The following is a 253-nucleotide window of genomic DNA, read 5'->3' as shown; positions in this document are numbered from 1 at the left end:
CATGGTATGTGGTCGAAAAAGATTTAGTCCGTAATGTGCTTATTGTGGCGCAAGGCGGCAATCACCCTCGTTTAATGTCAACAGGTATGACTGTCAATCAGCTCCATTGGGTTGATCGTAAAGGTCCTGCCAATAACAGCACGATTACGGTAAAGACCCGTTATCGTCAACGTGATGTTGGATGTACCCTCACCTATGATGACGCAGACAATATTACGGTGATGTTTGATGAGGCGGTTGCCGCAGTGACCCC

Annotated in this window: 1 protein-coding gene; it reads left to right on the top strand. The window is 47.4% G+C overall.

All coding sequences use genetic code 11. From position 1 onward, the window contains the following. Positions 1-253: aminomethyltransferase beta-barrel domain-containing protein (locus AAEZ00_RS21750; protein WP_351090073.1), on the top strand; the 253-nt coding region annotated here is incomplete at both ends.

Source organism: Shewanella sp. S1-49-MNA-CIBAN-0167 (assembly GCF_040310145.1).
GTDB classification, from domain to species: domain Bacteria; phylum Pseudomonadota; class Gammaproteobacteria; order Enterobacterales; family Shewanellaceae; genus Shewanella; species Shewanella psychromarinicola.
The sequence above is the reverse complement of the archived record's forward strand: the minus strand, read 5'-3'. Positions and strand labels throughout refer to the sequence as shown.